Below are 25,804 nucleotides of genomic sequence, written 5' to 3' on the forward strand. Positions count from 1 at the left end.
TGCGCGCTTCGCCAGAACGCCGGCCTCGTGCCGGCGTTTTTTTATGCGCGCGCGCAATGCGAACGTGCCGATGCGACGGGCCGCTACGCACCGCGCATAGGCCATCCGGCCGACTGTCCGGCGCGAGGCCTGCTGGCTACGATCGATCTGTCTGCCCTGTCGGCAGGCCTGTTTCGTTTCCGGAGCCCGTCATGTTCGAAGCGTTGTCCGTCACCCTGTTCCATCAATTCTCAAGGCGCCTGCGTCATGCGCCAGCCGGCATGTGCCGCTCGTGCCGCGTGCGTTTCGTGCCGCGTCTGCCTCGCGTGCGGCCGCGTGAGCCGTGCGGCTTCACGTTGATCGAACTGATGATCGTGCTGGCGATTGTCGGCGTGGTGGCGGCCTATGCGATTCCGGCCTATCAGGATTACCTCGCGCGCAGCCGGGTGGGCGAGGGCATGGCGCTGGCCGCATCGGCGCGGCTTGCGGTGGCCGAGAACGCCGCGAGCGGCACGGCCATGTCAGGCGGCTATGTGTCGCCGCCGGCCACGCGCAACGTCGAATCGATCACCGTGAACAACGATACCGGCCAGATCCGCATCGCCTACACCACGCGGGTCGCGCCGAGCGGCGCCAACACGCTGGTGCTGATGCCGTCGGCGCCCGACAACGCCGAAGCACCCACCGCGCGCGTGGCGCTCCAGCAGGGCCAACTGCAGGCCGGTTCGATCACCTGGGAATGTTTCGCGGCCGGCAAGACGGCCTCGTCGCTGCCGCCGCCCGGCTCCGGGCCGGTGCCGTCCGAAGCGCCGACGCTGGCCGGCAAGCTGTCGCCGCCCGAGTGCCGCACCTAGCCTGGCGTGGCGGCCACGAGCGCATGAATCGGGGGCAGACCGTGGCGTAACCGGCGATTTACTGTCGATGAGCCGACAGAACGGCACACGAGCGACTCAGCACCGGAAATTTTTTGTATAGTGCGCCGGTTGCTGACATCCGGTTCGCTCATGCCTTCTTCCGTTCTGCGTTCGTTATCGCTGATTGCGCTTGCTGTTGCCCTGATCCTGCCTTACGCGGTCACCAATCACACCTATCCGATCCCGACGTTCTATTCCGAATTCACGGCATTCGGCCTGTATGCGCTGCTCGGCGGGCTGGTGGTGCTGCTCGTGCGCGGCGAGCGAGCGGCGCAGCCGTTCGCCGCGCCGCTCGGCTGGGCCACCCCGCTCGCGTTCGGCGCGGTGCTGATCGTGCAGACGCTGGTGCTGCCGCTCGCGCAGCCCGCGATGAACTGGCTGGCCATCGGCTACCTGCTGGCGGCGCTGATCGCGATGCAGTCGGGCTATATGCTCGGCCGGGTGCATTCGGTCGAAACCGTCACGCGGATGATGGCGGGCGCGATGGTCGTCGGCGGCGTGTTCGCGGTGGCTTGCCAGGTCGTGCAGCTGCTGCATCTCGAACACACGTTCTCGCCGTTCGTCGTGAACTACGGCGTGACGGTCGAGCGCCGCCCGTACGGGAACATGGCGCAGGCGAATCACCTCGCCACCTACATCGCGTTTGCGCTTGCCAGCACGCTGTATCTGGCGCAGGCACGCCGGCTGCCCGTGTGGGGCTGGCTGCCGTTGTCGATCGTGTTGTCGGCGGGGCTGGCCTTCACCGTGTCGCGCGGCCCGTGGCTGCAGGTGGCGGTGATGGTCGTCGCCGGGCTCTGGACGGCGCTGGCCGCGGCGCGGCGCGGGCGCAGCCATCGCGCGGCATGGTTGTATCCGCTGGCGCTGGCGGTGGTGTTCGTCGTGGTCAATATCGTGGTGCGTTGGGCCAACCTGCGCTACCACCTCGGGCTGGCCGAATCGGCGGCCGAGCGCATGCGCGACGCCGGGCAGATCGCACCGCGCCTCGCGCTGTGGAAGTACGGGCTGACGATGTTCCGCGAGCATCCGTGGCTCGGCGTGGGCTGGGGCGAATTCCCGCTGCATCAGTTCGAGCTGGTGCGCGCGCTGGGCGGCGTGGAAATCGCCAACAACTCGCACGACATCTTCATCGACCTGCTCGCCAAGTCGGGCGTGCTGGGCCTGGGCGCGCTGCTGGTCACGCTGGCGTTCTGGTTCGTGCGCGTGTTGCGGGTGCCGCACACGGTCGAGCGCCTGTTCGGCCTGGCGCTGCTCGGCGTGCTGCTGATGCACGCGCTCGTCGAGTATCCGCAGCAGTACACGTTCTTCACGCTGCCGGCGATGTTCGTGATCGGGCTGCTCGAAACGCGGCCGATGCGCGTGCTGCCGGGGCGGATGGCCTATGGCGTGTTCGCGGTCGTGTCGGTCGCGGCGCTGCTGGCGCTGTATCCGATCCTGCGCGATTACCAGCGCGCCGAGGTGCTGTATTACGGTTCGAATCCGGCCGAGCAGTATCGCGAGTCGCCGTCGTTCCTGTTCGGCTCGTGGGGCGAATACGGTGCGGCCACGCTGATGCCGATCTCGCGAGACGACCTGCCGGCCAAGCTCGCCGCGCATCAGCATGCCATTGCGCTGCTGCCCGGCGAAACCGTGTTGCGTCGCTATGCCGTGCTCGAGGCGCTCGATGGCCGCGAGGGCGATGCGCTCGATACGGTCGCGCGCCTGAAGATCTTCGCGCAGGAGCTGCACGACTGGCCGGCGCAGCTTGCCGCGCTCTACAAGCTCCTGGATGCGCAGCCGTCGCTGGCCGGTTTCCGTCAATCGCTGGTGACGCGCTACGGCAAACCGGCCGGTGCGGCAAGCAGCGACGAAGACGACGACAGCGACGATTCCGACGACTGATCGGCTGGCTGTCTTGTCATGGCGCCGCGGCAGTCTCGCCGCGGTGCGTCGATGGCTGACGCAGTCACCCGCACCTACGCGCACCACGCCGGCGCGATGCAACGATCCGGTCGCCCAGCGCCCAGCGCCCAGCGCCCACCGCCCATTCCGTCAAACATCGTCAATCCCGGCCCCGATCCGCGACTCGCGACGCGGTTCGCCTCGGCGCTTCGGTTATGCTGGCTGCCGGCATTCCGGCACATCGTGAATGCCGCCGTCATCTCGTAACCTGGGAGGATCATGATGAAGATTCGTACTGGCCGGGCGATTGCAGCCGGCGCCCTGATCGGCCTGTCGCTAACGGCGACCGGTGCCTACGCCCAACTCGGCGACATGCTGAAACAAGCCGGCAGCGGCACCACGCAGAATTCCGGCGGCCTTGCCGGCAACCTCGGCGGCTTGAGTGGCCTGGGCGGCGCACTGGGCGGAGGCGGTTCGTCGTTGATGCCGTCGAGCCTCGGCAACGTCGCGGGCGTGCTGCAGTTCTGCATCCAGAACCAATACCTGGGCGGCGGCAGCGCCGGCTCGGTCAAGGATCAACTGTTGGGCAAGCTCGGCGGCAACCCGCAGTCGGACAGCGGGTTCACGAGCGGCAGCAGCGGCATCCTCGACGCCGGCAACGGCAAGACGCTCGACCTGAGCGGTGCGGGCGTCAAGCAACAACTGACCAAGCAGGTGTGCGACAAGGTGCTGACGCAGGCGAAGTCGCTGCTGTAAGCTGCGAGCTCGGCAGCACACGAAAAAATGCTCATTACCCGCCACGCGGCGCCGAGGCGCGCGATGCTCCGCCCAGCCGGGCGTCGTCGCGCTCCCCGGCGCCGTTTGGCCATCGCGCCTGACCAACGCGACGTTCATACCCTGGGGAAGCCTCGTCATGATTCGCCACGCGAAGTATTTCGCCTTGCCGCTCGTTGCCGCGCAACTGGCCGGTTGCGCCATGTTCCTGCCGCACGAAAATACCTTGTCCTGCAAGATTCCCGTGGCCATCTATCCCGACGATGCACGTCCGCTGGACCGTCAGGTCACGGTGCTGGTGCGCGCGCTGATCACCGCGGCGGGCGAACCCGAAAACGTGACGATCACGACCAGCAGCCGCAATCCCGCCGCCGACCGCGCGGCCGTGGCGGCGATGTCGCATGCCCATTGCACGCAGCAGGGCGCCTACGGTGCCACGCCCTCGCCGTTCACGCTGACGCAGCCGTTCGTGTTCGAGCCGAAAGGCGCGACGCAGAAATGACGCGACGCGCCGGGTTTGCGCCCGGCGCGTTGCCGTTCGATATTGCTGTGTATTTATCGATATTCGCTGCGTTAATCGATAAGCGTAGTCAATTTTCATTGTCGGGTTTTGCATTGAAAAGCTCCCGCGCCTTAAGCGCTCGGGTGCGGCAAGCCACGCCCTGAATCGCGTGATGAGTAAGCTGTTGCGCAACGGCGACACCGGTAATCGTGCCGAAAGCTCATTTCTCTAGAATCCCGTTCGCCATATTCATGAAGCGCGCCACCAAACCATTAACCATGCGTGCGCTTCACTCCTTGGGGAAATCATGAGAATCGCAAAATCGCTGATCCCGGCGTTACTGGCCGTTTTCGCCGGCACGGCGTATGCACAGAGCAGTGTCACGTTGTATGGCACGATCGATGAAGGTTTCGATTACATCAGTAATCAGGCAGGGCATTCGAATTACGTGCTCGCCAGCAATCTCCGGCAACTCGGCGACCGCTGGGGCATAAAGGGCAGCGAGGATCTCGGCAGCGGTCTGCACGCGATTTTCCGGCTCGAAAACAACTTCAGCGTCAGCACCGGCCAATTGGCGGATAGCGGCGAGATGTTCGGCCGCCAAGCCTACGTCGGGCTGTCGTCGGACCGCTTCGGCACGGTCACGCTCGGCCGCCAGTACGATTCGGTGGTCGACTATGTCGCGCCCCTGAGCGCGGCCGGCAGTTGGGGCGGCGGCCTGTTCGGCCATCCGTTCGACGCCGACAACCTCGACGAATCGTTCCGCATCAACAACGCGGTGAAATACACGAGCGCGGAAATCTCGGGCGTGCAGTTCGGCGGCCTGTACGGCTTCAGCAATCAGGCCGGCCAGTTCGCGACCAACCGCGCCTGGAGCGTCGGTGCGCGCTACAACGGCGGCCCGCTGACGGCTGCCGCGGCGTACATGAACGCGGGCGGCGAGGATCAGAACACCTCGGGCGCGGTGGTCGGCTCGCCTTATCACGCGGGCACGCAGCGCGTGGCGGCGGCCGGCGTGAGCTACGTGCTCGGCTCGGCCACGCTCGGCCTGGTCTACACGCACACGATCCTCGACGCGGCGCCGCTGGCCGGCGTCCCGCGCGACGTGAAGTTCGACAACGTCGAAGTCAACGCGAAGTACGACTTCACGTCGGCATTCTATGTTGGCGCGATGTATCTCTATACGAACTCGTCGGTGAAGATCGCGGGGCGCAGCAACGATCCGCATTACAACGAGATCGGCGCGACGGCCGGCTATCACCTGTCGCGCCGCACCGAGGTATATGCGCAGGCGCTGTATCAGCATACGTCGGGGAATCAGTTTGCCTCGATCGGAAGCCTGGGCGAGTCGTCCTCGCATAATCAGACGGTCACGCGCGTCGGGATTCGCACGGCGTTCTGATTGGCGCAGCGAGTGCTTGAAGAACCGGGCGGCATGTATCGCACATGCCGCCCGGTTTTATTTTGATATGAAAATTCGGCGTTGAACGATGGTGATTTTCAAATGAATTGGATAGGCCTCATGTAGCGAATGCGCTATCGCCGCACGAATATTCGCGCTGAATACGTTTTCAGTGCCTTGCCTTTCATTCCCGTCTGTGTAAAATCCGCGAACACATATTTACAACGGCACTACGGGGGGATTAATGGCGCATTCCGCAATCGTATTCAAGCATCCGACGTTCGGCTCGATCAAGAAAGCCCCGGTCGGCTTTTCCTGGACGACCTTGTTTTTCGGCTTCTTCCCGGCGCTGTTTCGCGGCGATTTCAAGTGGGCCGCCATCATCTTCGGCGCAACCTTCGCCATTTCGCTGGTTACGATGGGGATCGGCGCGATCGTCCCCGGCATCGTTTTCGCGGTGATTTACAACAAGATGTATATCCGCGATCTGGTGGCGAAGGGTTTTGAAGTGGAGCGCATCGAATCGTCGTTCACGATCGATCAACTGCAGTCGCAACTGGAAACCAAGCTCTCGTCGGCGCAAATCGCCTGAGTCGCGCAATACGGGTACGAGCCGCATCAAATAACAAGGCCGCTTCGGTATCGACGAAGCGGCCTTGGTTTTTTGTCAGGCGAGGCGGCGTTGTCTCACGCCTCGGCTTTCCAGTCGCCCGATTTTCCACCGCGCTTCTCGGCCACGCCCACGTCGGTGATGATCATCCCGCGATCCACCGCCTTGCACATGTCGTACACGGTCAGCAGCCCGACCTGCACGGCGGTCAGCGCTTCCATCTCCACGCCGGTGCGGCCAAGCGTCTCGACCTGTGCCGTGCAGCGCACGCCGGGCAGCGCGTCGTCGAACTCGAAATCCACGGCGACGCGCGTCAGGGCGAGCGGGTGGCAAAGCGGGATCAGGTCGGCGGTGCGCTTCGCGCCCTGGATCGCCGCGATGCGCGCGATGCCGATCACGTCGCCTTTCTTCGCACGGCCGTCGCGGATCAGCGCAAGCGTGTCGGGCAGCATGCGGATCGCGCCGCGCGCCACGGCGATGCGCCGCGTCTCCTGCTTGTCGCCGACGTCCACCATGTGCGCGTGGCCGGCCGCATCGAAGTGAGTAAGTCCTGACATGATTCGCTCCTGAGATGGGCGCTCATCATAGCAGCGCCCCGCCATTACAATGGCAGCCGTTGCCGCCAGCCGGGCCTCGGCGCGCTCTGCCCGAGGCTCGGCCGGCGTATCGATCGTTGCCGTTCGCTTCCGATCCGCTTCCGCGTCCGATGCCGCTCATGCGTATCTCGTCCCGTATCCCGTCGTCGCTGCTCGCCGTCTCGCTGTCGATCGCGATGGCCGTGCCGCCCGGCAGCCCGGCGCATGCGGCCACGTCCGACCCGCGCACGCCATCCACGCCCGGCGCGCCGCTGCCGCGCCTGCTCGACGGCCTCTCCAGTGCGCCCGAGATTCCCGACGCGATCGCCCCCGGCGTGTTCGGCACCTATGGCGGCGAGCGCGCGCGGCTGTCGGGCACGCCGGCCTCGACGCCGAGCCTGCGCCGCCCGTTGCAGACGCAGCAGTTGCCCGACCTCGGCGACGGCTCCGGCGGCGCGCTGACGCCGCAGGCCGAGCGCCGGCTCGGCGAGCGCGTGATGCGCGAGGTGCGGCGCGATCCCGACTATCTCGACGACTGGCTCGTGCGCGACTATCTCGACACGGTCGCGGCGAAGCTGTCGGCCGCCGCGGCCGCGCAGTTCATCGGCGGCGAGCGTCCCGATTTCGACCTGTTCCCGATGCGCGATCCGCAGATCAACGCGTTCTCGCTGCCCGGCGGTTTCATCGGCGTGAACAGCGGCCTGGTGATCATGACGCGCACCGAATCCGAGCTGGCCTCGGTGCTCGGCCACGAGATGGGCCACGTGTTGCAGCGGCATATCGCGCGGATGATCGGTGCGAACGAGAAATCCGGCTACGCGGCGCTGGCCTCGATGTTGGTGGGGGTGCTGGCCGGCGTGCTCGCGCGCAGCGGCGACCTCGGCAGCGCGATCGCGCTGGGCGGCCAGGCCTACCTCGTCGACAACCAACTGCGCTTCTCGCGCGGCGCGGAGCGCGAGGCCGATCGCGTCGGCTTCCAGTTGCTGGCCGGTGCGGGCTACGACCCGTACGGCATGCCCGGTTTCTTCGAGCGGCTTGACCGCTCGACGATGGGCGACGCCGGCGTGCCCGAATACGTGCGCACGCACCCGCTGACCACCGACCGCATCGCCGACATGGACGACCGCGCGCGTCGTGCGCCGTATCGGCAGCCGCGCCAGTCGGCCGAGTACGCGTTGGTGCGCGCGCGGCTGCGGATTTTGCAACCGCATACGCCGTCCGATATCGCCGCCGAGGTGCGTCGCATGCGTGGCGAGCTCGACGACCGCGTCGCGCCGAACGTGGCCGCGAACTGGTACGGCATCGCGCTGGGCCAGATGCTGCTCGGCAATCTCGACGAGGCCGACCGGGCGCTGGCGGCCGCGCGCGAGCGCTTCGAGACCGTACAGCGCGACGAGGGCGCGGTGGCGGCCGCTATGCCGAATGCATCAAGCGCATCGGGCGCCCCGAGCACTCCAAGCCTCGACGTGCTGGCCGCCGAGATCGCGCGCCGCGCGGGTCGCGCCGCCGACGCTGTGCGTCTCGCGCAACGCGCGCAGCAGCGCTGGCCGGGCTCGCACGCGGCGATCGTCGTGCATCTGCAGGCACTGGTGGCGGCGAAGCGGTTTGGCGAGGCGCAGGCGCTCGCGCAGCGGCAGGCCGATGCCGATCCGCGTCAGCCCGACTGGTGGGCCTGGCTCGCGCAGGCGGCGCAGGGCAACGGCGATGCGATCCTGCGGCGGCGCGCGCAGGCCGAAAAGCTCGCGCTGGACGGCGCCTGGCCGTCGGCGATCCGCCAACTGCGCGAGGCGCGCGACGACAAGGCAGTCAGTTTCTACGAGCAATCGATCATCACGGCGCGGCTGCACGATTTCGAGCGGCGCTACCAGGAAGAGCAGGACGACAAGGACGACGAGCGCGGCTGAGGCCGAGGCCGAGGCGATCGGCCGGGGACGAGATCAGCGCGCGGGCGGGGCGGCCTCGGCCTCGGCCTTGGCCTTTTCGGCCGGGCTGGCGACGAATGCGAAGTGCGCCGCCACCGCGTCGCGGCGAATTTCGGCGAGCGCGAGATCGACGCCGGGCCGCCAGTGGAAGCAGCCGCCGGTGCCGCCGTCGTCGAGCGTGGCGTGATCGGCGAACAGGTCGAGATCGTGGTCGTGCAGCGCGGCCACGCGCGGCGGCTCGGCCGCGTCGGAGAACAGCACGCCGCCCGCGTCGTCAAGCCACGCTCGGGTCGGCTCGAACGGCTGGCCGGCCTGATCGGTGAGCGTCAGCGCGCCGTCCACGGCCGCAAGCCGCACGATCCACGGCGTGTAGGCCAGCTCCACGTACACGCGCTGCGGGCCGTTCTGGAAATACCACTGGCCTTGCACGTCGCGCTCGTAGTTGCGCGCGATGAACGCGATCAGCGCCGTGTGGCGGATCGGCGTGCCCGGTTCATGGGCGGCCTGCGCGGCCTCGTCGCGCATGCGCCAGTCGCCGCGGCGGTCGAGCAGCAGCCAGCCGGTGCAGTGCGGGACGTTGGGCCACTTCGCGATGGCCTGGCGAACGATCTCATCCATGGTCGAGAAACCGGGAAACGAAGCCGAACACGCGCTGCGGCAGCCAGTCGTCCTGGCCGGGAAAGCGGCCGGACGTGAAGCCGACGTGGCCGCCGTGTTCGGGTTGATCGAGCTCGACGGCGGGCGACACGTCGCCGGGCCCCGGCAGGGCGGTGGCCGGCAGGAACGGGTCGTTGCGCGCGTTGAGGATCAGGGTGGGCGTGTCGATGGCGCGCAGCAGCGGGCGCACGGTCGCGCGGGTCCAGTAGTCGTCGGCGCTGCTGAAGCCGTGCAGCGGCGCGGTCACCACGTCGTCGTATTCATACATGTTGCGCGCGGCCAGCGCCGCGCGTTTGTCGAACAGGCCCGGGTGCTGTTCGAGCTTGACCAGCGCCTTGACCTTCAGCGTCTTGAGGAACGCGCGCGTGTAGACCATCGAAAAGCCGGTCGAGATCGCCCGGCCGCCCGCATGCACGTCGAGCGGGGTGGACACGGCCGCCGCGGCCGCGACGATGTCGCGCCCGCCGCGCTGCTGGCCGAGCCAGTGCAGCAGCACGTTGCCGCCGAGCGACACGCCGATCGCGAACACCGGCCCACGATGGCCGGCCGCGAGGCGGTGCAGGATCCAGTCGAGTTCGTCGGCGTCGGCCAGATGATAGAAGCGCGGCTGGCGGTTCATCTCTCCGCTGCAACTGCGGAAATGGGGCACCACGCCGTGCCAGCCCTGTGCCTGGGCCGCCGCCATCAGCAGGCGCGCGTAGCGCGAATCGGAGCTGCCTTCGAGGCCGTGGAACACCACCATCAGCGGTGCGTCGGGCGCCGGCGCCAGGCCGGGCGGCGGCGCGATCCAGTCGAGATCGATGAAATCGGCGTCGGGCGTGTCCCAGCGTTCGCGCCGGTAGCGCACCTCGGGCCGGCGGCCGAACAGCGCGGGGAAGATCGTCTGGGCGTGATTGGTCGGCAGCCAGCGCGGCGCCACGTAACGCAGCAGCTCGGCCGGCGTGGCCGGCACCACGGACGGCGAAGGCGATTGCGGCGGGGAGGGGCAGGCGGAACTCATGGCGCGTATCCGAGGCGAGGTGCCGAAGGCGCGAGGCCGTGTGTCAGTGCAGGGGCCCTTGGCCGTGGCGGATCTTGGCGGCGAACTGGCTGGCCGCCTGATCGGGAATCGGGCTGGCATGGATGTGTGCGACCCGCCATTCGCCGCGCTCGTGGATCATCACGTAGGTGGTGAACACCATGTCCGGCTCGGTGCCCGCATCGGCGTACTGATGGGCTTCCGCCACCGTGTAGACGACCGTGCCGAGGCTGTCGTACACGCGGATATCGAGCGGCTCGATGGTGACGGGGCGTGCGGTCATCCGTTGCGCGAAGCCGCTGCGGATCTGCTCCAGCCCGTGCAGGTGCGAGCCGTCGGACCAGATGCAGCTCGCGAAATCCTCGTCGATCCACAGGACCATCAGGGCGTCGAGGTTGGCGTCGGCGATCGACTGGTAATAGGCGTTCAGCGTGTCGGCGGCGGCTTCGAAGAGGCGGGCAAAACGTGGCATCGGGATTATCTCTCGCGCGCAAACGCGCTGTTACAAGGCAGCGGCCGCGAGGCCGCCTTCGCAAGTACCGCAATGTCGCACTCGATCGCACGCCGGGCCCGGCCCGCCGCGCTTCAGCGCTGTCCGACCAGCATCCCGCGCAAGTCGCCGAATACCTGTTCCGGGCCGAGCTCGCGCAGGCAGTTCAGATGGCCGAGCGGGCATTCGCGCTCAAAGCAGGGGCTGCATTCGAGGTGGAGCCATTGTACCTTTGCCTGCTCCGACAGCGGGGGGGTATGGCGCGGGTCGGTCGAACCGTAGAGCGCCACCAGCGGGCGGCGCAGCGCGGCCGCCACGTGCATCAGGCCGGAATCGTTGGTGACCACCGCGTTGGCGCGCGCGATCAGCGCGCACGCTTCGGACAACGAAGTCTGGCCGCAGAGGTTGCGCACGCCGGGCGCCGCGTCGGCGATCGCCTGCGCGACCGGCGCATCCTTCGGCGAACCGAGCGCGATGATCTGCGTATACGGGAACGACTGGTTGACGATGCGTGCGAGCGCCGCGAAATGCTCGGGCGGCCAGCGCTTGGCCGGGCCGTATTCGGCGCCGGGGCAGAACACGATCAGCGGCTTGCGGGTGTCGAGATGGAAGCGCGTGGACACGCGCGCCGTTTCGTTGAGGTCGGCGTCGAGGCGCGGCATCGGCAGCGCCTTGAGCTGCTCGTCGAGCTTCGCGCCGGGCGTATAGGCCAGCGACGCGTAGAACGGCACCATCGGCGGGCGCGCGTCGCGCGCCTTCGGCGGGTTCGCGTGGCGCACGTTCAGCAGCCCGTAGCGCGACTCGCCGGTATAGCCGATGCGCAGCGGAATGCCGGCCAGCCAGGGGATCAGCGCCGACTTGAACGAATTCGGCAGCACGTAGGCCGCGTCGTAGCCGACATCGCGCAGGTCGCTCGCCAGTTGCCAGCGGCGCACCATCTGCAGCTTGCCGTGCGCGAGGTCGGTCGCGTGCACGTCGTGGATTTCCGGCATCCGTTCGAGCACCGGCGCGACCCAGGTGGGCGCGACCGCGTCGATCACGATGCGCGGATGCAGTTTCTTCAGCAGCGCGAAAAGCGGCTGCGCCATCAATGCGTCACCGATCCAGTTCGGTGCGATTACCAACGCGCGACGCATCAGGTGGAGTCCGGTGTCGTAATGAAACGCGGCGCCAGGGCGCCGCGCTCGGGTTGCGGGGAATAAGGGGCGGTTCGCCGGCCTGTTTGCCGATCGCCATGGGCGGGGCCGGCTCGACCGGGGCCGGGCGGCAGGCCGCCCGATGCGCGCTCAGTGGCCGTGGACGACTTCGCCCGCGCGCAGCGTGTAACGCGTGCCGCAGTAGGGGCAGCGCGCCTCGCCGTGGGTGACGTCGATGAACACGCGCGGATGCGCGCTCCAGCGCGTCATCGCCGGGTTCGGGCAGTAGGCCGGCAGATCCTTGGCCGACAGTTCGACGAGCGGTCGTTCCTTGATTTCACTCATGGGGCGGTCTCTTGTTGCAATAGGGGGACGGCGGCGCTGTGTGCCGCCGTTGCCCGACACGATAACGAAAAACCTCGTTCGCGGCACGCTCGCGGCCGTGCACGCCTGTGCGCAGCAGCAGGCCGGGGCGGCATCGAGGCCCGCCGGGCGGCGCGCTGGCGCGCTGCACAGGCCGCGCCGGTCGTGCATTTTAGCGTCTTTTCCCGGTGCGACGATCTGTCCAGCGGGGTCCGGCGCTATAATCGCGCCACCATTTCAACGAAAACACGACGGGAGGCACTGCGCGAGGCGCGTCCGCCCGGTTTTCCGTGCCGCGCGGCCCCCTCCCATGCTCGCTCGTCTGTCCGCCACCGATCGCTTCGCCTTGATTCAAGGGGCGCGCGATTACGCGCCGACGCTCACCGCCATCCTGTCCTGGGGCCTCGTCACCGGCATCGCGATGAGCAAATCGGTGATGACCACCGACCAGGCGGTCTGGATGACGCTCCTCGTCTACGCCGGTTCTTCCCAGCTTGCCGTGCTGCCGCTGCTGGCGGCCAAGCTGCCGATCTGGACCATCCTGCTGACGGCCGCGATGGTCAACCTGCGCTTCGTGATCTTCAGCGCGGGGCTGGCCCCCCATTTCTCCTATCTGTCGCCGTGGCGGCGCATCGCGATCGGCTATTTCAACGGCGACGTGATCTACCTGCTGTTCATCAAGCAGGGCTTCGCGAACGGCTACGTACCGGGCAAGGAAGCCTATTTCTGGGGGATGGCGCTGGCGAGCTGGCTGTCGTGGCAGGTGTCGTCGCTGGCCGGCATCGCGTTGGCCAGCGTGGTGCCCGACCAATGGGGCCTCGGGCTTGCCGGCACGTTGGCGCTGATTCCGATCATGGTGTCGGCGGTGGCGAACCGCTCGACGCTGGCCGCCGTCGCGGTGGCCGGCATCGCGGCGCTGCTGGCCGTGGATCTGCCGTACCGGCTCGGGCTGCCGATCGCCGTGTTCGCGGCGCTCGCGGCCGGCACGCTGGCCGACCTGGTGATCGAGCGGGCCGACTGGCGCCGCCTGCGCGCCGAGCTCCGGCCGCGCGATGCGATCGATCCGGCCGACGCCGGGCGCGATGGCGAAGGCGGCGCGCGATGAGCGAGAACGCGACGATCTGGTGGACGATCGCCTGCATGACGGTGGTCACGGCGGTCACGCGCGCGCTGTTCCTGATCGGCGGCGAGCGCACCATCCTGCCCGAGCGCGCCCAGCGCGCGCTGCGTTACGCGCCGGCCGCCGCGCTGGTCGCGGTGGTGCTGCCCGACGTGCTCGATACCCCCACCGGCCTCTCGTTCGCCCTCTCCAATCACGATTTCTACGCCGCCGCGGCCGGCCTCGGCTGGTTTTTATGGCGACGCAGCATGATCGGCACGATCCTGATCGGGATGGTGGTGTTCACGCTGTTGCGCCTGATCACCTGAGCGTTCGCCGCCCCGCGCGGCGCGGGTTGGTCATGCTGCGTTGCAGCATCGAAAGCCTCGCGCCAAATAAAGGGAATTCGCCGCGCGGCGGGGCAGGCCGCGGGGCCGATCGGCTAGAATGAGTTTTTCCCGAAATTTCGTGCGCGTCGCACGGCCCAGCCCGGCCGTCCGGCGCCGTCGTCGGCAGCCCGCGCGCGATCTTTCCGCAACGCCTTCCTTCATCAACCTTCAATCTGTCCCATGAGCCAAGTTAAGCGTCTTACCGACCTGATCGCCGAGGGGAAAGTCTCCGGCAAACGTGTCTTTATCCGCGCCGACCTGAACGTGCCGCAGGACGATCACGGCAACATCACCGAAGACACCCGCGTGCGTGCGTCGGTCCCGGCGATCCGCGCGGCGCTCGACGCCGGCGCCGCCGTGATGGTTACCTCGCACCTGGGCCGTCCGACGGAAGGCGAATTCAAGCCCGAGGATTCGCTCGCTCCCGTCGCCGCGCGCCTGGCCGAGCTGCTGGGCCGTGAGGTGCCGCTGGTCGCGAACTGGGTCGAGAACGGCGTGAAGGTCGCGCCGGGCGACGTCGTGCTGCTCGAAAATTGCCGCGTCAACAAGGGCGAGAAGAAGAACGACGACGCGCTGGCGCAGAAAATGGCCGCCCTGTGCGACATCTACGTCAACGACGCGTTCGGCACTTCCCACCGCGCCGAAGCCACCACCCACGGCATCGCCAAGCACGCCGGCATCGCCTGCGCAGGCCCGCTGCTTGCTGCGGAACTCGACGCGCTCGGCAAGGCGCTCGGCAACCCGAAGCGCCCGCTGGTGGCGATCGTGGCCGGCTCGAAGGTCTCGACCAAGCTGACGATCCTGAAGTCGCTGGCCGAGAAGGTCGATCAACTGATCGTCGGCGGCGGCATCGCCAACACGTTCATGCTGGCTGCCGGCCTGTCGATCGGCAAGTCGCTGGCCGAGCCGGACCTGGTGGCCGAAGCCAAGGTCATCATCGACGCGGCCCGCGAGCGCGGCGCCTCGGTGCCGATCCCGTCGGACGTGGTGACGGCCAAGGAATTCGCGCCCACCGCCGTGGCGACGGTCAAGAAGGTCAGCGAGATCGAAGCCGACGACCTGATCCTCGACATCGGCCCGGACACCGCCCGCGCGCTGGCCGGCCAGCTCGAAAAGGCCGGCACGATCGTCTGGAACGGCCCGGTGGGCGTATTCGAGTTCGATCAGTTCGGCAACGGCACCAAGACGCTCGCCGAGGCGATCGCCAACTCGCCGGCGTTCTCGATCGCCGGTGGCGGCGACACGCTCGCGGCCATCGCCAAGTACGGCATTCACGACAAGATCAGCTACATCTCGACGGGCGGCGGCGCCTTCCTCGAATTCCTGGAAGGCAAGACGCTGCCGGCCGTGGAAGTGCTCGAGACGCGCGGCGCGGCCTGAGGATGACGCGCGGTCGCGCGTGGAGCGCGCCGGAAGGCGACGGGGCGGCGCGGGCACGCCCCGGTTCGCGCACCGGCGGGCGGCAAGGCCGAAAGGCCGGCCGCCCGGCCGCGATGCACACGGATTACAGACAGAACAAAGCGACGCAGGCCGACGATGCCCGCGCGCACACCGGAGCACCGGCCGCTGGGCCGGCGGGTTCCGGCTCTCGTAGCAGTCTCTCCAGCGCATTCAACCCGACCCTCAAGAGGAGTTTCATGTTTCGCGCCACCAAGATAGTCGCCACGATCGGCCCTGCCTCCAGCTCGCCCGAGATTTTGCTGCAGATGATTCAGGCGGGGCTCGACGTCGTACGACTCAATTTTTCGCACGGCACGGCTGACGATCACCGCCAGCGCGCCGAGATGGTTCGCGAGGCCGCTCGCAAGGTCGGCCGGGAAATCGCGATCATGGCCGACCTGCAGGGTCCGAAGATCCGCGTCGGCAAGTTCGAGAACGGCAAGATCCAGCTCGAACCGGGCCAGCCGTTCATCCTCGACGCCGGCTGCGAGCTCGGCAACGACGAGCGCGTGGGCCTCGACTACAAGGATCTGCCGCGCGACCTGAAAGCCGGCGACCTGCTGCTGCTCAACGACGGCCTGATCGTGCTGACCGTCGAGCGCGTGCTCGGCGAGGAGATCCACACGACGGTCAAGGTGGGCGGCGAGCTGTCGAACAACAAGGGCATCAATCGCCAGGGCGGCGGCCTGTCGGCACCGGCCTTGACCGCCAAGGACATGGAAGATATCCGCACGGCGATGTCGCTCGGCGCGGACATGGTGGCGGTGTCGTTCCCGAAGAACGCCACCGACATGGAAATGGCGCGCCAGCTCGCGAACATCGCGGGCGCGCCCTACGGCATCAAGCCGAAGATGATCGCCAAGATCGAGCGCGCGGAAGCGATTCCCGCGCTGCAGGACATCCTCGATGCCTCGGACGGCATCATGGTCGCGCGCGGCGACCTGGCCGTCGAAGTGGGCAACGCGGCCGTGCCGGCGCTGCAAAAGCGCATGATCCGCATGGCGCGCGAGTCGAACAAGCTCGTCATCACCGCCACCCAGATGATGGAATCGATGATCCACGCCCCGGTGCCCACCCGCGCCGAAGTGTCGGACGTCGCCAACGCCGTGCTCGACGGCACCGACGCGGTGATGCTGTCGGCCGAATCGGCGGCGGGCAAGTACCCGGTGGTCACGATCGAGACGATGGCGACGATCTGCGTCGAGGCCGAGAAATCGGAGGCCGTCGAGCTCGACAAGGATTTCCTCGATCGCACCTTCACGCGGATCGACCAGTCGATCGCGATGGGCGCGCTGTTTACGGCCCACCATCTCGGCGCGAAGGCCATCATCGCCCTGACCGAATCGGGCTCGACGGCGCTGTGGATGTCGCGTCACATCACCCACGTGCCGATCTTCGCGCTGACGCCGCGCGTGGGCAGCGAGCGCGCGATGGCGCTGTTCCGCAACGTCGTGCCGCTGCATGTCGACTTCAACAGCGACCGCGATGCGGCGCTCCAGGCAGCGCTCGAGATCGTGATCCGCCAGGGTTACGTGGTGCGCGGCGACATGGTGGTGCTCACCGTTGGCGAGCCGATGGGGCAGGCGGGCGGCACCAATACGTTGAAGATCGTGCGGGTCGGCGACGCATTCTGAACCGGCTCGGCCCGGTTCGCCGGGCCAACGAAAAGCCGCGTGGGGGTCGGATCACCCCGCGCGGCTTTTTTTCGTTTTTTTTCGTGGTACACCGAACGAAAGCGGTTGCGATTTCCGTGATACACGAGACGGAAGTCGTAACAAATTGCGGAATCCGCCCGTAATCCGGACTAAACGCGGGACGCTTCGCGATAAAATGGCGCCCATTCGACGCTCGGCCGCGTGCGCCGCCCCCATGATTGTCGCCGGGGCAGGCAGCGCGCCGCCAACCAGGGCGCGCCGGTTTTCATTCCATGGAGTACCACAATGCCTCTCGTATCAATGCGTCAACTGCTGGACCACGCAGCGGAACACGGCTACGGCCTGCCGGCATTCAACGTGAACAACCTGGAGCAGGTGCAGGCGATCATGGCGGCGGCCGACGAAGTCGGCGCGCCCGTGATCATGCAGGCCTCGGCCGGCGCCCGGAAGTACGCGGGCGAAGCGTTCCTGCGCCATCTGATCGAATCGGCGGTCGAATCGTATCCGCACATTCCGGTCGTGATGCACCAGGATCACGGCCAGTCGCCGGCGGTCTGCCTGGCGGCGATCCGCAGCGGCTTCACCAGCGTCATGATGGACGGTTCGCTGGAAGCCGACGGCAAGTCGGTGGCGTCGTACGAATACAACGTCGACGTGTCGCGTCGCGTGGTGGAAATGGCCCACTCGATCGGCGTGACGGTCGAGGCCGAACTCGGCGTGCTCGGCTCGCTCGAAACCATGAAGGGCGACAAGGAAGACGGCCACGGCGCCGACGGCACGATGACGCGCGAGCAGTTGCTGACCGATCCGGAGCAAGCCGCCGACTTCGTCAAGCAGACCCAGTGCGACGCGCTCGCCATCGCGATCGGCACCTCGCACGGCGCCTACAAGTTCTCGAAGAAGCCGACGGGCGATATCCTGTCGATCCAGCGCATCAAGGAAATCCACGCGCGCATCCCGAACACCCATCTGGTGATGCACGGCTCGTCGTCGGTGCCGCAGGAGCTGCTCGCGGAAATCCGCGAATTCGGCGGCGACATGAAGGAAACCTACGGCGTGCCGGTCGAGGAAATCCAGGAAGGCATCAAGCACGGCGTGCGCAAGATCAACATCGACACCGACCTGCGTCTGGCGATCACCGGCGCGATCCGCCGCTACTTCGTCGAGAACCCGGGCAAGTTCGATCCGCGCGACTACCTGAAGCCGGCGCGCGAAGCCGCGAAGAAGGTGTGCGTGGCGCGTTATCTCGCTTTTGGCTGCGAAGGTCAGGCCGGCAAGATCAAGCCGGTATCGCTCGACAAGATCGCCGAGCGATACAAGGCTGGCGAACTCGCCCAGCTCGTGCGCTAACATATCGGTTTTGCCGCCTGGTCGATCCGGGCGGCGCCGGCCGGAAATTCAGCCGCCGTTCCCGCCTGTCCGCGGGGAACGGCGTTTCCCTTTTTGTTTGGCCCCATTTTCTGCGAAGACGACGATGTCTACCCTTTACGAATCCACGCTCCGTTCGCTGCCGCTCCTCGGTCGCGGCAAGGTCCGCGACAACTACGCGGTCGGCACCGACAAGCTCCTGATCGTCACGACCGACCGCCTGTCGGCATTCGACGTGGTGATGGGCGAGCCGATTCCGAACAAGGGGCGCGTGCTGAACCAGATGGCGAATTTCTGGTTCGACAAGCTCGCGGGCATCGTCCCGAACCACCTGACGGGCGACACGCCGGAATCGGTGGTGGCCGCCGACGAAGCGGCGCAGGTCGAGGGTCGCGGCGTGGTGGTCAAGCGTCTCGAACCGATCATGATCGAGGCCGTGGTGCGCGGCTATCTGGCCGGCAGCGGCTGGAAGGACTACCAGGCGACCGGCGCGGTGTGCGGCGTGGAACTGCCGGCGGGCCTGCAAAATGCGCAGAAGCTGCCCGAGCCGATCTTCACGCCGGCCGCCAAGGCCGAAATGGGTCACCACGACGAGAACATCTCGTACGACGAATGCGAGCGCCGCATCGGCACCGAGTTGAGCGCGACGATCCGCGACATCTCGATCCGCCTGTACAAGGAAGCGGCCGATTACGCGGCCACGCGCGGCATCATCATCGCCGACACCAAGTTCGAATTCGGTCTCGACCAGCACGGCAAGCTGTTCCTGATGGACGAGGCGCTGACGGCCGATTCGTCGCGCTTCTGGCCGGCCGACCAGTACGAAGTGGGCACCAACCCGCCGTCGTTCGACAAGCAGTTCGTGCGCGACTGGCTCGAAACCCAGGATTGGGGCAAGACCGCGCCGGCGCCGAAGCTGCCGGACGACGTGGTCGCCCGCACCAGCGCCAAGTACCAGGAAGCGCTCGAGCGCATCACCGGCCAGACGCTCGCGTAAGCGGCGCCCCGCAGCGGATAACGAAGGAAACGTCGCACGATGAGTGAAGTCCAGATCGCCCACACGCACAGCGCGCCGCTGATCGGCGTGCTGATGGGTTCCAGTTCCGATTGGGACGTGATGAAGCAGGCCGTCGCGATCCTGCAGGAGTTCGACGTGCCTTACGAGGCCAAGGTCGTCTCCGCGCACCGGATGCCCGACGAGATGTTCGACTACGCCGAGAAGGCGCGCGAGCGCGGGCTGCGGGCGATCATCGCCGGCGCCGGCGGCGCGGCGCACCTGCCCGGCATGCTGGCTGCCAAGACCACCGTGCCGGTGCTCGGCGTGCCGGTCGCGAGCAAGTACCTGAAGGGCGTGGATTCGCTGCACTCGATCGTGCAGATGCCCAAGGGCGTGCCGGTCGCGACGTTCGCGATCGGCGAGGCCGGCGCGGCCAACGCGGCGCTGTTCGCCGTGTCGCTGCTGGCCGGCACCTCGGTCGAGTACGCGAACCGGCTCGCCGCATTCCGCGTGCGCCAGAACGAAGCCGCGCACGCGATGGTGCTGCCGCCGCTGTAAGCGGCGCGGCTCCGAACGACGTCCCCCCGGCGGCGCGCCATGCCTTCACGATGGCCGCCGCGACCGATCACTGACATGACTGCACACTCCACTCCGGTTTCATCGATCCTGCCCGGCGCCTGGCTCGGCATGGTCGGCGGCGGCCAGCTCGGCCGCATGTTCTGCTTCGCGGCCCAATCGATGGGCTATCGCGTCGCCGTGCTCGACCCCGACGCGGCGAGCCCCGCCGGCGCCGTGGCCGATCGCCACCTGCGCGCCGCCTACGACGACCAGGCCGCGCTGGCCGAACTCGCGGCGCTGTGCGAAGCCGTCTCGACCGAGTTCGAGAACGTGCCGGCCGCGAGCCTCGATTTCCTCGCGCAAACCACCTTCGTCGCGCCCGCCGGGCGCTGCGTGGCGATCGCGCAGGACCGGATCGCGGAGAAGCGCTTCATCGCCGCCTCGGGCGTGCCGGTCGCGCCGCATGTGGTGATCGAATCGGCCGAGGCGCTGACCGCGCTTGGCGACGCCGAGCTCGACGCCGTGCTGCCCGGCATCCTCAAGACGGCCCGCATGGGCTACGACGGCAAGGGCCAGGTGCGCGTGGCGAATGCCGCCGAGGCGCGCGCCGCGTTCGGCGCGCTGCGTGGCGTGCCCTGCGTGCTGGAAAAGCGCCTGCCGCTCAAATACGAAGTGTCGGCGCTGATCGCGCGCGGCGCGGATGGCCGGTCCGCCGTGTTCCCGCTCGCGCAGAACACCCATGTGGACGGCATCCTCGCGCTGACCGTAGTGCCCGCGCCGGCCGCCGACGCCGCGCTCGCGGCCACCGCGCAGCAGGCGGCGGTGCGCATCGCCGATTCGCTCGATTACGTCGGCGTGCTGTGCGTCGAATTCTTCGTGCTGGAAGACGGCTCGCTGGTGGCCAACGAAATGGCGCCGCGTCCGCACAATTCCGGCCATTACACCGTGGATGCCTGCGCGGCGAGCCAGTTCGAACAGCAGGTGCGCGCGATGGCGCGGCTGCCGCTCGGCAACCCGCGCCAGCATTCGCCGGCCACCATGGTCAACGTGCTCGGCGACGTGTGGTTCGCCGATGGCGCCGGGGCTGAGGCTGACGCGGTTACGCCGCCGTGGGATCAGGTTGCCGCGATGGCGTCGGCGCATCTGCATCTGTACGGCAAGGAAGAGGCGCGCGTCGGCCGCAAGATGGGCCACGTGAACTTCACGGCGGAAACGCTCGGCGAAGCGGTCGAGGCCGCCGAGGCGTGCGCGCGCCTGTTGCGCATTCCGCTCGCGTAAGGGGCGCGCCACGATGAGTTCCGACGCCCGTCCGACTTCCGCGTTGTCTTCGCTGCCTCACCTGCACGTGCCGCAGGCGGCGATCGACGAGGCCGCCGCGAAGCTCGCGGCGGGCGAACTCGTCGCGTTCCCGACCGAAACCGTCTACGGGCTCGGCGCCGATGCGGCCAGCCCCGAGGCGGTGGCACGGATCTACGCGGCGAAGGGCCGGCCGTCGAATCATCCGGTGATCGTCCATCTGCCGCCCGGCGGCGACCCCGCTTACTGGGTGCAGACGCTGCCCGGCGACGCACGCAAGCTGATCGAGGCGTTCTGGCCCGGCCCGCTCACGCTGATCCTCAAGCGCGCCGCGCATATTCCCGATGCGGTCAGTGGCGGCCAGGATTCGGTGGCGCTGCGCTGCCCGTCGCATCCGGTCGCGCAGGCCCTGCTGGCCGCGTTCAGCGCGTTGCGCGGCGGGCATGGCGGGGTGGCCGGGCCGTCCGCGAACCGCTTCGGCCACGTCAGCCCGACCACCGCGCAGCACGTGCGCGACGAGTTCGGCACGAGCGTGCATGTGCTCGATGGCGGGGCGGCCGAAGTCGGCATCGAATCGACGATTCTCGACCTGTCGCGCGGTTTTCCGGCGCTGCTGCGTCCGGGCCACGTCACGCCGCAGCAGATCGCGGACGTGCTCGGCACGGTGGTGCGCCTGCCCGACGGCAGCGACGCCAGTGCGCCGCGCGCCTCCGGCACGCTGAAGGCGCATTACGCGCCGCGCACGCCGCTCGCGCTGCTGCCGTTCGACCGGCTCGAATTGCTGCTCGACGCGGCCGCCGAGGCCGGCGAGCCGGTGGCGCTGGTGGCACGCGCTTCCAGCGCGCGCGATTGGGCCACCGCGCCCGGCGTGCATTTCGTGACAGCGCCCGAGGATCCGCAGGCCTACGCGCGCGAGCTATATAGCCTGCTGCGCGCGCTCGATCGCGCCGACGTGGCGCGCATCCTGGTCGAGCAATTGCCCGACACACCCGACTGGGTGGCCGTCAACGACCGGCTTGGCCGGGCCGCGGCGGCGTTCGAGCAGGGTGCCGACAGCGCGCACTGATGCGCGACGTGCCGCCGGTTCCTGGCGCACCCGAATAAAAAACGCCCGGCATTTGCCGGGCGTTGTCATTTCCGCTTCCGCATTCGGGCGAGGCCCGCCGGCTTACTTGCCGACGCCGGCCGCCGCGATCTGCTGCTCGACGAACTGCGCGAACAGCGCGTGCAGGTGCGTGGTCGGGTGGACCGTATCCGCGAACATGTAGGTCTGGTCGGCGTTCGCCACCGTGTAGGTTTGCGGCGAGCAGAACAGCGACGAGGCGAACCCGCTCGGGTTGGCCACGCCGGCCTTGGCGGCGGCGGTGGCCATCGCGGTCAGGTTGCAGGCCGTGCCGGTGTTGCCGACCGTGAAGCCGTTGGCCTGGAAATTCGCGCCGATGCCGTCCTGCCAGGTGAACGCGTCCATCACCTTGACCTTGGTGGTGTCGACCTGGAGCGCCGTGAGCGTGGCCGTCAGCGTCTGGTTGAACAGCGCCGAGAGCTGGGTCAGCGCGGCTTGCGTGGCGGCGCCGCCGGCCAGCGCGAGCGGCGTGGTGCCGATGTCGGGCATGTTCGAGACGAACACGTGGGTCGCGCCGTTGGCCGGGATCTGCGCGATCGCCGCGCCCAGTTGCTGCGCGGCGAGGCCCACGGCCTGCGCGGCGGCGAGCTGCGCGGCCGGCGTGTTGCCGGCGGCCTGCGCGACTTGCGCCTGGAACAGGATGTCGTTGGCGCCGCCGTTGATCAGCACGAGCTGGTTCGCGTTGAAGCTGCCGTGCGCCTGCAGGTATTGCTGGAGCTGGGTGGCGATCGGCGTGGTGGTGGCCTGCGCGTAGTCGGCGTTGGCGACCGACGCGTCGGCGTGGCCGATACCCGGCTGCAGCGTCACGCGCGAGCCGCCCTGCGCGTAGCCGAGGCCGCCGGTGGCCTGCAGCGGCACGCCGAACCCGCCTTCGTACGCGGGCTTCAGCGTATCGCCGTAGAACTCGGCGACCTTCTGCGTCCACACTTCGCCGGGGTTGGTCGTGAAGCGGCCGCCGCCGAAGCCGAGCAGGATCTGCGGCGAATAGGTGCCGACGTCGGACAGGCTGTCGCCGAACGACACCACCTGCATCTTCACGCTCGCCGAAGCGTTGGGCGCGGGGCTGTTGTCGTCACCGCCGCCGCAGGCGGCGAGCAGCGCCAGCGCCGCGCTCGCGATGGCGAGCTGGGCGGTGCGCTTCAGACCGCTGGGTGGACGGCGCGTCGCGGTGGTGTTCGGCTTCATGCAGTATCTCCTCGTTGATATGGCCAGATTGTTTATGCGTCGTCCGACGCGTGTTGCCCGATGTCCGGCGGCATGACGGCGGGTCGCCGCGTGTCGTCGGTTTCCCCTCGGGACGCGGCCGTTGCGGGTCGCAACGTGCCGGTAACTTGCAAATGATAAGCGCTCGCCCACTCGGGCGGCCCGAAAATCGCGCGCCACTTGTTGCGCGCGCCGTCGACGCGAAACGCGTCGGCGGCCATCGAGCGCCACTCGTGAAAGGTCGCGATCAGCGGGTTGTTCGAGCCGAGCGGCTCGACGATGCCGTAGACGGGCGGATCGCGCGGATCCTCCTCCACGAAGCTGCCGAACAGCCGATCCCAGATCACCAGCACGCCCGCGTAATTGCGGTCGATGTAGCGCGGGTTGCGTGCGTGATGCGCGCGGTGGATCGACGGCGTGTTGAGCACGTGTTCGAGCCAGCCGAGCTTCGGGATCGCCTGGGTATGCACGAAGAACTGGAACGCCAGGTTGATCAGCACGATGCCGACGATCTGCTGCGGCGGGAAGCCGAGAAACGCCAGCGGCAGCCAGAACGCCCACATGCCGGCGATCGGGTACATCAGGCTCTGGCGGAACGCGGTCGAGAAATTGAGCCGTTCGGACGAGTGATGCACCACGTGCGCGGCCCACAGCCAGCGCACGCGATGGCTCGCGCGATGAAACCCGTAATAGAGCAGATCCTGCGCGACGAACAGCACGAAGAACGCGACCCAGCTCGACGGCCAGGTGAACAGCCGATAGTGGTCGTAGCAGTACGCGTAGAGCGGAATCACCACCAGCCACGCGAGCTTGTCGGCGCCCTGGTGCATCAGCGCGAGCGCGGCGTTGCAGAGCGTGTCGCGCCAGGCATAGAGATGGTCCTGCGGGCGTGTGCGGGCGAGGTGCCACGCTTCCCAGCCGATGCAGAGCAGGAACACGGGCGCCAGCGCGAGCAACAGCAATTCGACATTGAATTGCATGGGCGTCTCCCCCTTTTTTCGAATCTGGCCAGCCATCGCCCCGGCGTCCTGGTCAGGCCGGGTGGGATGCGAAGCCAAAGCGTACGCAATCGCCGCGGGTGGCGCGACAAGTTCCGTAGAGGGAGTGTTCGGGGGAGGGTTTGCCCGCAAGGCGGGGCGGGCGACGGCGTCGCGCCGCCCGTTTCAAACGCCGCGGCGGCTCAGTGCGGGCCGTCGTAGACCCATTCGAGCAGCGCGTCGTGCGCGGCGCGCGCGGCGCTGGCGCGCGGGTCGTTGATGAAGCTGACCACCACGTAGCTGTTGCCGTCGGCCGAGGCCACGTAGCCGGCGATCGCGCGCACGTCGCGCAGCGTGCCCGTCTTGATGTGCGCGTTGCCGAGCACCGGCTGGTTGGTCAGGCGGCGCGCCATGGTGCCGTCCACGCCCACCACCGGCAGCGATTCGACGAACGGCTGCGCGACCGGGCTGGCGTTGGCCGCCTGCAGCAGCGCGGCGAGCGAACGCGCGCTGACGTGCTCGTCGCGCGACAGGCCCGAGCCGTTGTCGAGCGCGAGTTCCGGCATCGCGATGCCGCTGCGCTGCAAGAACGCATGGATCACGCTCGACGATTGTTCGGGCGTGGCCGGCGGCTTGCCCTGGATCGCGCCGATCGCCAGGAACAGGTTGCGCGCCATCGTGTTGTTGCTGTTCTTGTTGATGTCGTACACGACGCTCGACAGCACCGGCCCGCGATGGACGGCCACCGGGCGTGCCGTGGTCGGCACCTTGCCTTCGAGGATCTGGCCGTTGAACGTGCCGCCCGTCGAGCGCCACAGCGCGAGGAAGCCCTGCGAGAAGAACTGCGAGTGATCGAGCACCGCCACGTTGCTCGTGATCGGCCCGCAGTTGAGCGGGAAGCGGCCCGCGAAGGTGGCCGTCAGCGCGCCGTTCGGGCCGGTCGCCAGTTGCGGGCGCGCGGCGGCGGCGGCCGATGCGCACGAGGTGCCGCTCTCGCTGATTTCGTTATCGATCGTCAGGTTCGCGAGCGGCGGCAGCACGTCGATCGCGACGCTGCCGCCGTCGGTCGGCGTGACCGTAAACGACAGCGACTTGAACGCGTACAGCAGCGGATCGGGGCCGACGTTGTACGGCGCGAGTACGTCGTCGTCGAAGGCCGGCAGGTCGCGCGTGGACGGTGCGAAGAAGGTCTTGTCGAGCACCAGCGCGCCGTCGACGTTGACGATGCCGGCGCGGCGGATCTTGTCGACCAGGTCGATCAGTTCCTCGGGCACCAGCTTCGGATCGCCGGTGCCCTTGATGTACAGGTTGCCGTGCAGCGTGCCGGCGGGGTCGACCGTGCCGTCCGCGTAGGCGCTGGTGCGGAAGCGGTAGTCGGCGCCGAGCATCGCGAGGCCCGACCAGGTCGTGACGAGCTTCATGGTGGAAGCCGGCAGCATCGGCCGCTGGCCGTTCCAGTCGACGGTCGGCGCGCGCGCG

Annotated in this window: 24 protein-coding genes and 1 pseudogene; 16 read left to right on the plus strand and 9 right to left on the minus strand. The window is 68.0% G+C overall.

Going from position 1 to position 25,804, the window contains the following annotated elements:
• The first annotated feature begins 191 nt into the window (after nt 1-191).
• The 6 genes from ACYP33_RS29985 (at nt 192) to ACYP33_RS30010 (ending at nt 6,041) form a co-directional block, all read left to right on the plus strand.
• Complete coding sequence (locus tag ACYP33_RS29985; protein ID WP_414451091.1) at nt 192-833, plus strand: pilin; 642 nt, start codon at nt 192-194, stop codon at nt 831-833.
• A gap of 150 nt (nt 834-983) precedes the next feature.
• Entirely contained in the window at nt 984-2,771 is a 1,788-nt protein-coding gene (locus ACYP33_RS29990; protein ID WP_459624936.1) for a PglL family O-oligosaccharyltransferase, read from the plus strand.
• 282 nt (nt 2,772-3,053) lie between these two features.
• On the plus strand, nt 3,054-3,527 hold the full coding sequence (locus ACYP33_RS29995; protein WP_459624937.1) for a YjjA family protein: 474 nt from the start codon (nt 3,054-3,056) through the stop codon (nt 3,525-3,527).
• A 157-nt stretch (nt 3,528-3,684) separates the two neighbouring features.
• Nucleotides 3,685-4,047, plus strand: coding sequence for a TonB family protein (locus tag ACYP33_RS30000; protein ID WP_459624938.1), 363 nt, complete (start codon nt 3,685-3,687; stop codon nt 4,045-4,047).
• A gap of 307 nt (nt 4,048-4,354) precedes the next feature.
• Nucleotides 4,355-5,449, plus strand: coding sequence for a porin (locus tag ACYP33_RS30005; RefSeq protein WP_459624939.1), 1,095 nt, complete (start codon nt 4,355-4,357; stop codon nt 5,447-5,449).
• Between the two features lie 244 nt (nt 5,450-5,693).
• Complete coding sequence (locus tag ACYP33_RS30010) at nt 5,694-6,041, plus strand: hypothetical protein (RefSeq protein WP_459624940.1); 348 nt, start codon at nt 5,694-5,696, stop codon at nt 6,039-6,041.
• A 95-nt stretch (nt 6,042-6,136) separates the two neighbouring features.
• On the opposite strand, the gene moaC is transcribed toward ACYP33_RS30010, so the two are convergent.
• Complete coding sequence (moaC, locus tag ACYP33_RS30015; protein ID WP_414451095.1) at nt 6,137-6,616, minus strand: cyclic pyranopterin monophosphate synthase MoaC; 480 nt, start codon at nt 6,614-6,616, stop codon at nt 6,137-6,139.
• A 332-nt stretch (nt 6,617-6,948) separates the two neighbouring features.
• Here moaC and ACYP33_RS30020 point away from each other — a divergent pair.
• A pseudogene (locus ACYP33_RS30020) lies at nt 6,949-8,538 on the plus strand (M48 family metalloprotease); the annotation flags it as partial.
• A gap of 33 nt (nt 8,539-8,571) precedes the next feature.
• Here ACYP33_RS30020 and ACYP33_RS30025 read toward each other — a convergent pair.
• The 5 genes from ACYP33_RS30025 to ACYP33_RS30045 all read right to left on the minus strand — a co-directional run bounded on the left by ACYP33_RS30025 (nt 8,572) and on the right by ACYP33_RS30045 (nt 12,202).
• Nucleotides 8,572-9,174, minus strand: a complete 603-nt coding sequence (locus ACYP33_RS30025; protein ID WP_459624941.1) for a DUF2946 family protein — start codon at nt 9,172-9,174, stop codon at nt 8,572-8,574.
• Nucleotides 9,167-10,213 carry a hydrolase gene (locus tag ACYP33_RS30030; protein WP_459624942.1) on the minus strand — a complete coding sequence of 349 codons (1,047 nt, stop codon included), beginning with the start codon at nt 10,211-10,213 and terminating at the stop codon, nt 9,167-9,169. The genes ACYP33_RS30025 and ACYP33_RS30030 overlap by 8 nt, the downstream gene beginning before the upstream one ends.
• A gap of 43 nt (nt 10,214-10,256) precedes the next feature.
• Entirely contained in the window at nt 10,257-10,703 is a 447-nt protein-coding gene (locus tag ACYP33_RS30035) for a nuclear transport factor 2 family protein (protein WP_414442983.1), read from the minus strand.
• Between the two features lie 113 nt (nt 10,704-10,816).
• The gene (gene waaF / locus ACYP33_RS30040; RefSeq protein WP_414442982.1) at nt 10,817-11,857 is read right to left on the minus strand and encodes a lipopolysaccharide heptosyltransferase II; all 1,041 of its coding nucleotides are present in this window, start codon (nt 11,855-11,857) and stop codon (nt 10,817-10,819) included.
• A 150-nt stretch (nt 11,858-12,007) separates the two neighbouring features.
• Nucleotides 12,008-12,202 carry a zinc-finger domain-containing protein gene (locus ACYP33_RS30045; protein ID WP_414442981.1) on the minus strand — a complete coding sequence of 65 codons (195 nt, stop codon included), beginning with the start codon at nt 12,200-12,202 and terminating at the stop codon, nt 12,008-12,010.
• Nucleotides 12,203-12,530: 328 nt separating this feature from the next.
• On the opposite strand from ACYP33_RS30045, the gene ACYP33_RS30050 reads away from it, so the two are divergent.
• The 9 genes from ACYP33_RS30050 to ACYP33_RS30090 all read left to right on the plus strand — a co-directional run bounded on the left by ACYP33_RS30050 (nt 12,531) and on the right by ACYP33_RS30090 (nt 22,088).
• Nucleotides 12,531-13,325 (plus strand): AzlC family ABC transporter permease, encoded by a 795-nt coding sequence (locus ACYP33_RS30050; protein WP_459624943.1) that lies wholly within the window; start codon nt 12,531-12,533, stop codon nt 13,323-13,325.
• Entirely contained in the window at nt 13,322-13,648 is a 327-nt protein-coding gene (locus ACYP33_RS30055; protein ID WP_459624944.1) for an AzlD domain-containing protein, read from the plus strand. Before ACYP33_RS30050 ends, ACYP33_RS30055 begins: the two co-directional genes overlap by 4 nt.
• A 240-nt stretch (nt 13,649-13,888) precedes the next feature.
• Nucleotides 13,889-15,088: a phosphoglycerate kinase gene (locus ACYP33_RS30060; RefSeq protein WP_414442978.1), complete on the plus strand. Its 1,200-nt coding sequence runs from the start codon at nt 13,889-13,891 to the stop codon at nt 15,086-15,088.
• Between the two features lie 257 nt (nt 15,089-15,345).
• Complete coding sequence (gene pyk, locus ACYP33_RS30065; RefSeq protein WP_414442977.1) at nt 15,346-16,782, plus strand: pyruvate kinase; 1,437 nt, start codon at nt 15,346-15,348, stop codon at nt 16,780-16,782.
• Nucleotides 16,783-17,088: 306 nt separating this feature from the next.
• The gene (fba, locus tag ACYP33_RS30070) at nt 17,089-18,153 is read left to right on the plus strand and encodes a class II fructose-bisphosphate aldolase (RefSeq protein ID WP_414442976.1); all 1,065 of its coding nucleotides are present in this window, start codon (nt 17,089-17,091) and stop codon (nt 18,151-18,153) included.
• Nucleotides 18,154-18,277: 124 nt separating this feature from the next.
• Nucleotides 18,278-19,168: a phosphoribosylaminoimidazolesuccinocarboxamide synthase gene (locus ACYP33_RS30075; protein WP_459624945.1), complete on the plus strand. Its 891-nt coding sequence runs from the start codon at nt 18,278-18,280 to the stop codon at nt 19,166-19,168.
• 39 nt (nt 19,169-19,207) lie between these two features.
• Nucleotides 19,208-19,726, plus strand: coding sequence for a 5-(carboxyamino)imidazole ribonucleotide mutase (gene purE / locus ACYP33_RS30080; RefSeq protein ID WP_414451100.1), 519 nt, complete (start codon nt 19,208-19,210; stop codon nt 19,724-19,726).
• Between the two features lie 75 nt (nt 19,727-19,801).
• Nucleotides 19,802-21,004, plus strand: coding sequence for a 5-(carboxyamino)imidazole ribonucleotide synthase (locus ACYP33_RS30085; protein ID WP_459624946.1), 1,203 nt, complete (start codon nt 19,802-19,804; stop codon nt 21,002-21,004).
• 13 nt (nt 21,005-21,017) lie between these two features.
• Nucleotides 21,018-22,088, plus strand: a complete 1,071-nt coding sequence (locus ACYP33_RS30090; protein WP_459624947.1) for an L-threonylcarbamoyladenylate synthase — start codon at nt 21,018-21,020, stop codon at nt 22,086-22,088.
• Between the two features lie 102 nt (nt 22,089-22,190).
• Here the strand turns inward: ACYP33_RS30090 and ACYP33_RS30095 are convergent, their stop codons facing one another.
• The 3 genes from ACYP33_RS30095 to dacB all read right to left on the minus strand — a co-directional run.
• Nucleotides 22,191-23,330, minus strand: a complete 1,140-nt coding sequence (locus ACYP33_RS30095) for an SGNH/GDSL hydrolase family protein (RefSeq protein WP_414451103.1) — start codon at nt 23,328-23,330, stop codon at nt 22,191-22,193.
• A gap of 32 nt (nt 23,331-23,362) precedes the next feature.
• On the minus strand, nt 23,363-24,328 hold the full coding sequence (locus tag ACYP33_RS30100) for a sterol desaturase family protein (protein WP_459624948.1): 966 nt from the start codon (nt 24,326-24,328) through the stop codon (nt 23,363-23,365).
• 200 nt (nt 24,329-24,528) lie between these two features.
• Nucleotides 24,529-25,804, minus strand: a 1,276-nt coding sequence (gene dacB, locus ACYP33_RS30105) for a D-alanyl-D-alanine carboxypeptidase/D-alanyl-D-alanine endopeptidase (RefSeq protein ID WP_459624949.1), incomplete at its 5' end; no start/stop codon positions are given.

This window comes from Burkholderia sp. 3C (assembly GCF_054589155.1).

Bases quoted from the DNA above. Each gene is read 5' to 3' on its own strand.
- ACYP33_RS29985 (WP_414451091.1), top strand. From the start codon at position 192: ATGTTCGAAGCGTTGTCCGTCACCCTGTTCCATCAATTCTCAAGGCGC.
- ACYP33_RS29990 (WP_459624936.1), top strand. From the start codon at position 984: ATGCCTTCTTCCGTTCTGCGTTCGTTATCGCTGATTGCGCTTGCTGTT.
- ACYP33_RS29995 (WP_459624937.1), top strand. From the start codon at position 3,054: ATGAAGATTCGTACTGGCCGGGCGATTGCAGCCGGCGCCCTGATCGGC.
- ACYP33_RS30000 (WP_459624938.1), top strand. From the start codon at position 3,685: ATGATTCGCCACGCGAAGTATTTCGCCTTGCCGCTCGTTGCCGCGCAA.
- ACYP33_RS30005 (WP_459624939.1), top strand. From the start codon at position 4,355: ATGAGAATCGCAAAATCGCTGATCCCGGCGTTACTGGCCGTTTTCGCC.
- ACYP33_RS30010 (WP_459624940.1), top strand. From the start codon at position 5,694: ATGGCGCATTCCGCAATCGTATTCAAGCATCCGACGTTCGGCTCGATC.
- moaC (WP_414451095.1), bottom strand. From the start codon at position 6,616: ATGTCAGGACTTACTCACTTCGATGCGGCCGGCCACGCGCACATGGTG.
- ACYP33_RS30025 (WP_459624941.1), bottom strand. From the start codon at position 9,174: ATGGATGAGATCGTTCGCCAGGCCATCGCGAAGTGGCCCAACGTCCCG.
- ACYP33_RS30030 (WP_459624942.1), bottom strand. From the start codon at position 10,213: ATGAGTTCCGCCTGCCCCTCCCCGCCGCAATCGCCTTCGCCGTCCGTG.
- ACYP33_RS30035 (WP_414442983.1), bottom strand. From the start codon at position 10,703: ATGCCACGTTTTGCCCGCCTCTTCGAAGCCGCCGCCGACACGCTGAAC.
- waaF (WP_414442982.1), bottom strand. From the start codon at position 11,857: ATGCGTCGCGCGTTGGTAATCGCACCGAACTGGATCGGTGACGCATTG.
- ACYP33_RS30045 (WP_414442981.1), bottom strand. From the start codon at position 12,202: ATGAGTGAAATCAAGGAACGACCGCTCGTCGAACTGTCGGCCAAGGAT.
- ACYP33_RS30050 (WP_459624943.1), top strand. From the start codon at position 12,531: ATGCTCGCTCGTCTGTCCGCCACCGATCGCTTCGCCTTGATTCAAGGG.
- ACYP33_RS30055 (WP_459624944.1), top strand. From the start codon at position 13,322: ATGAGCGAGAACGCGACGATCTGGTGGACGATCGCCTGCATGACGGTG.
- ACYP33_RS30060 (WP_414442978.1), top strand. From the start codon at position 13,889: ATGAGCCAAGTTAAGCGTCTTACCGACCTGATCGCCGAGGGGAAAGTC.
- pyk (WP_414442977.1), top strand. From the start codon at position 15,346: ATGTTTCGCGCCACCAAGATAGTCGCCACGATCGGCCCTGCCTCCAGC.
- fba (WP_414442976.1), top strand. From the start codon at position 17,089: ATGCCTCTCGTATCAATGCGTCAACTGCTGGACCACGCAGCGGAACAC.
- ACYP33_RS30075 (WP_459624945.1), top strand. From the start codon at position 18,278: ATGTCTACCCTTTACGAATCCACGCTCCGTTCGCTGCCGCTCCTCGGT.
- purE (WP_414451100.1), top strand. From the start codon at position 19,208: ATGAGTGAAGTCCAGATCGCCCACACGCACAGCGCGCCGCTGATCGGC.
- ACYP33_RS30085 (WP_459624946.1), top strand. From the start codon at position 19,802: ATGACTGCACACTCCACTCCGGTTTCATCGATCCTGCCCGGCGCCTGG.
- ACYP33_RS30090 (WP_459624947.1), top strand. From the start codon at position 21,018: ATGAGTTCCGACGCCCGTCCGACTTCCGCGTTGTCTTCGCTGCCTCAC.
- ACYP33_RS30095 (WP_414451103.1), bottom strand. From the start codon at position 23,330: ATGAAGCCGAACACCACCGCGACGCGCCGTCCACCCAGCGGTCTGAAG.
- ACYP33_RS30100 (WP_459624948.1), bottom strand. From the start codon at position 24,328: ATGCAATTCAATGTCGAATTGCTGTTGCTCGCGCTGGCGCCCGTGTTC.